Source organism: Limnobacter sp. SAORIC-690 (genome assembly GCF_002954425.1).
GTDB lineage: Bacteria > Pseudomonadota > Gammaproteobacteria > Burkholderiales > Burkholderiaceae_B > Limnobacter > Limnobacter profundi.
In genome coordinates this window covers 1,779,163-1,783,642 of sequence record NZ_MQVZ01000001.1, presented here as the reverse complement: position 1 = coordinate 1,783,642, position 4,480 = coordinate 1,779,163, and the positions used below count along the sequence as shown (strand labels likewise).

General features: G+C 49.8%; 5 protein-coding genes and 3 tRNA genes. 3 read left to right on the top strand and 5 right to left on the bottom strand.

Annotated features, from left to right (window positions below; genetic code table 11):
• Window positions 1–353 (top strand): FCD domain-containing protein (locus tag BSZ31_RS08550; RefSeq protein ID WP_146106742.1); only part of this gene is annotated, 353 nt, incomplete at its 5' end.
• Here BSZ31_RS08550 and BSZ31_RS08545 read toward each other — a convergent pair.
• The 5 genes from BSZ31_RS08545 to BSZ31_RS08525 form a co-directional block, all read right to left on the bottom strand.
• Window positions 354–1,310: a ketopantoate reductase family protein gene (locus BSZ31_RS08545; protein ID WP_105028393.1), complete on the bottom strand. Its 957-nt coding sequence runs from the start codon at window positions 1,308–1,310 to the stop codon at window positions 354–356.
• Window positions 1,311–1,502: 192 nt separating this feature from the next.
• Window positions 1,503–1,578: transfer RNA gene (locus BSZ31_RS08540), tRNA-His, on the bottom strand.
• A 24-nt stretch (window positions 1,579–1,602) separates the two neighbouring features.
• Window positions 1,603–1,678: transfer RNA gene (locus BSZ31_RS08535), tRNA-Arg, on the bottom strand.
• A 77-nt stretch (window positions 1,679–1,755) separates the two neighbouring features.
• Window positions 1,756–1,832, bottom strand: a tRNA-Pro gene (locus BSZ31_RS08530).
• Between the two features lie 27 nt (window positions 1,833–1,859).
• Window positions 1,860–2,822, bottom strand: coding sequence for a hypothetical protein (locus tag BSZ31_RS08525; protein WP_105028392.1), 963 nt, complete (start codon window positions 2,820–2,822; stop codon window positions 1,860–1,862).
• Window positions 2,823–2,854: 32 nt separating this feature from the next.
• Here BSZ31_RS08525 and BSZ31_RS08520 point away from each other — a divergent pair, with 32 nt between their 5' ends.
• Window positions 2,855–3,742, top strand: coding sequence for an FkbM family methyltransferase (locus BSZ31_RS08520; RefSeq protein WP_105028391.1), 888 nt, complete (start codon window positions 2,855–2,857; stop codon window positions 3,740–3,742).
• 308 nt (window positions 3,743–4,050) lie between these two features.
• On the top strand, window positions 4,051–4,480 hold a 430-nt coding region (locus tag BSZ31_RS16880; protein ID WP_168426905.1), incomplete at its 3' end, for a hypothetical protein.

Genomic DNA, 4,480 nt, shown 5'->3' with positions numbered 1-4,480 from the left:
TGGGTGCATTTCACATGCTAAGCCGTGCAGAATCACGCTTAGGTGAGGAAACAGTTGAAACCCGCAGCGAATGGGAACGCAAAAACCGCCTGTTCCACGACACGCTCATTTCCGCCTGCCCTTCCCGCTGGCTTAAGCAGTTTCAGCATCTGCTGTACATGCAGTCAGAACGTTATCGCAGGCTGATTCTTTCCGAGAAGCCCATCCCTCGAGATGTGCATTCCGAGCACGAAGAAATCTTGAATGCCACCTTGAACCGCAACAGCGAACTGGCCACGCAAATTCTGGCTGAGCACATCAATCGATCCTTGATCGCAGTGCAAAAGCTACCCAAAGAAAGATTTGGAAAGTAATCAGCTGCTAAGCATTGAATGAATCAATGCTGTTACTGGTGTATCAATCCCCAAGCGTTCAGCACGCCTAAGCACGCTGCCGCTGATCGCATCTAGCTCCAAAGGGCGGCCCTTTTCAAGGTCTACCAACATCGAAGTCTTGATCGGATCAAACTCACAGATCAATTTGAACATTTCATCCACATCAGACTGGCTCAACACCACATCGTCTGCCCCTGAAACTGCGGCCACCTCTTGCATTGCCGCATAAACCACTTGCCTGTAATGCGGGTGTTTCGTTAAAAAGCCAGTGTCCTTGCGAGTCAAAGCCGACAACGGATTCACACCATTGTTCACCAACAGTTTTTTCCATAACTCATATCGAATGTCGACCGCGGCCCGGGTGGGAATTCCCGATGCATTGAATGCATCCGCTAACCTTTTAACTACGCTTTGCAAGCCTTCATTTACAACCGCATTTGGCCATGCACCCAACACAATTTGACATAAGCCTTGTGCCTCAACACACCCTGGCGAAACGATATGTGCACCAATTCTTACAGCCAAACCGCCAACTACTCGGTCAACGCCCAATACCTTGCTGAGTACTGCTTCATTCTCGACACCATTTTGCAAAGACAAAACTGGCGTAGCGCCAGCGGCCAGCCAAACTGAATTTGAATCGAGCCAACTCGCCGTGTCCTGCGATTTCAAACACAGTACTAGTACATCAAAATCTTCGCATTGGTACTGGCGTTGCAAGGTGGCTTGATCGACTGCACACACAGGCTGCTTGAATGAAAACTGATCATGCTCAACCTGCAAGCCACGGGTTTTCATCGCTTCAAGGTGACCCCCGCGCGCCGTCAACACCACGGAATTTCCGTCCATGATCAAGCGGGCAGCATAGTAGGCACCTACGCCCCCGGCACCCACAAACAGCAAGCGCAGCGGTTTTTTCTCACCAAGCGATTCCATACACTCTCCTTTGGCATCACCATAACGCAAGTGAAATTGCGATGTACAGTTGGTCGAACATCGTCCATGTGCAGACCACTACATTTGGCCTATCTTCGGTGCATTTCGCAAATTCAGTCGTAGCAAATTTTTTACCGGAAATACAAAACAAAAAGGACCTAGCGGATCACTCACGCTAAGTCCTTTGTATTTTGGGGCGATGTATGGGGCTCGAACCCACGACCCATGGAATCACAATCCATTGCTCTACCAACTGAGCTAACACCGCCACCGTAAACCGGTACTGAATTCTTGGCCTGCCCGGAGGGTTCGAACCCCCGACCCTCGGCTTAGAAGGCCGATGCTCTATCCAACTGAGCTACGGGCAGAATTTGCATTGTAACTCGCACACGCGAATGGGTAGAAAGCACCCACTGGACAAGGATAGAACATCCTTTAAATTCGGTGGTCGGGGCAGAAGGATTCGAACCCTCGACCCTCTGGTCCCAAACCAGATGCGCTACCAGACTGCGCTATGCCCCGACAAAGAAGCGGAATTCTATGTCGATTTCAAGGTTTCGTCAAGGCCTCGCACAGCGTTAGATCGAATTGGGCGCTGCGTTGTAGTGTCTCTGGCCATTTGCCCTCAACAACGCCGAGCCTGCGCGATTCCCTCGCTCCCAATTCAGCCGCACGTTCCAGCCATGTTTTAACAGGTCGAAACTTGTAAACCGATTGAATTCTGATCACTGGGCTGCCATCTGAATACACAAACTGCCGATATTCATCTGAAATGGCTGCCTGATCAAAGCCCTTGAACTGTCGCTCTGCCAGCCGGGCGAAAAAACCATTTGCGTTGTAAGCCATGCCTGTCAACTCCCGACAAGAGGATGGCGATGGAGGCACTGCGAACTGAGCCTGTCGGGAAAAAGGCTCCTCCAGCCACCTGGCCATACCCTCGGTGAACCACTTGGTTTTGAAGGGCGAATACGCGTATTGATACACATGAAACAGTTCATGTGCAGGTGTGGTGCTCAAGCGAGGGTCTACCTGCGAACCAATCTTGATTTTGAGCGTGGGTGCCGTAGACGACTGACCCTCAAACCAGTTGGGCTTGGTAGGTTCATCAAACGCAAGTCCTGTGCCCTGATCAAAGTGCTGAATATGCACTTCGATTCCGTCGCTTTGGGTGTACCTTGAATGCTTCAACGGCGGAACCAAACCCAGCTGGGTTTGATAAAACCAATCCGCTGCCTTTAGCTGCACAAGAATATCGTCCACCCGATCTGGAACCGCGTTGCCGTCCACGTCATCTGCTGGAACAGCATGCTTGCCCTCGGTGGTATAAAACACCCTGAATACACCCTCGGCCACGCTGTGGGTATAAAGTGCTTTGGGATGAGGCCTGGCCCATGCGGACACCCCAGGGATTAAAAAAACAGACAATCCGAGCAACAAATACACAAGCTGTTCCAGCTTGATTACACTGAAAACCTGGCCCGGCAGATATCGACCATTACCATTTATTTGCATGATTTTTTAATTAAAACCTGACTGAAAACACCATGTTCCTGGACTTTATCGAAATTGGCACCTCCGACTTCAACACCCTGATTCAGGCTGCCGGCCCTGCTGCACACGGCCTATCGATTGATCCCATCTCACTTTACCTTGATCGGCTTCCGAATCGCCCGGGCTGCAAAAAAATTAACGCTGCCATTTCCAATTTTGAGGGTACGGTGGAGGTTTACTTCATCCCGCCCCAAGTAATTGCGAAGCATCGTCTGCCCAATTGGCTCAGGGGTTGCAATTCGATTGGTGCCCCTCACCCCACGGTCGCCAGGCAGCTGGACAAAATGGGCATCGCCCCTGAATTGGTTCTAATGCGTCAACCGGTGCCCTGTCACCGGCTTCAAACAGTGCTGCGTCAACAGGATGTTCAGGGCGTATTCATGCTGAAAGTAGACACTGAGGGACATGACGCGGTGATACTGAACGACTTTTTCAGTGACGCAACACCCGAGCAATGGCCTCATCAAATCATATTTGAATCGAATAAATTGTCAGACAGCGAGACGATTCACAGGCTGATCGCAAAGCTGATTTTGATGGGCTACGACATTGTGGCTTGCGAAACAGGCGGCGGTGCCAGCGACACTCACCTTCGCTTGAACCTAAACCGGCTGAAAGGTGAGCGCGGATCAATTCAAACCGCGAAGGGATACTACCTGGAGGGTTACCCGAAAAACTACTCCCCGCTTAACCTGCCGCACGAGAATAATCTGGATTCAGCGTTGAAATATGCCAACCAATTGCAGGCCGCCGGCGTCACCTTTCAATATGGTCGATACGAAGTTCGCCAAGGTCGCTATTTGCAACACTCGACGAAAGACTTGCAGGTTTGCAGTTGGATAACTTTGCCTGAAGGAACAAATCACACATACCCACTGTAAAAAAACACTTGGATTAATTCTTACTTCTTTCTGAGCGTTTTCCTTTAAGTTACGTTGGCATCAAATAAGTACAATACATTAAATTGTTAAATAAATTCCAGCAACTATGACGTACGAAATTCCCATGCATTCAAAGAATTATTCTTAATAACCAAAACAAGTAATTGTTTAATAAATATATTTTTATTATCAAAATAATAAGAAAAACAACAACCACCCTCAATATTTGTTAAATCCAGAAACCCACATAAAATCCACCTCAGATCAGTTCAAGTAGCAATTGGACAACAACAAGTCCTACCTGTCCAATGACCGATCAAACAGAATCAAAGGGTACTGAGCGATCAACTTCAGCACCGCCTGTCGGCGCTGCGTCATTTGGCTTGCCGGGTCAGAGCAATCCGATATCACCCTCTGGCAGCGAAAAGCCAATCGTTGTGTCGCCGAAACTGGCTGTTTTGTCGCAGGAAGAAACAAAAAACCAGACAGAGCAAACAGAACACGGTGTTTTGCTCGAAAACGAGACAGGTGAGGAAACTGAGAAGCTGGCAGGTTTGTTCGGTGCCGAGTTGGGCCTCGCTGGATTTGGCTCGTTGGCGGGGGGAGCCGTTACTCTGGGAGTTATCGCGGGTGGATCGAGCCGCTCCGTAACACCAAGTGATGAATCCGACAGTGACTCCGACTCTGACAGCGACTCCGACTCCGACTCCGACTCCGACTCCGACTCCGACTCCGACT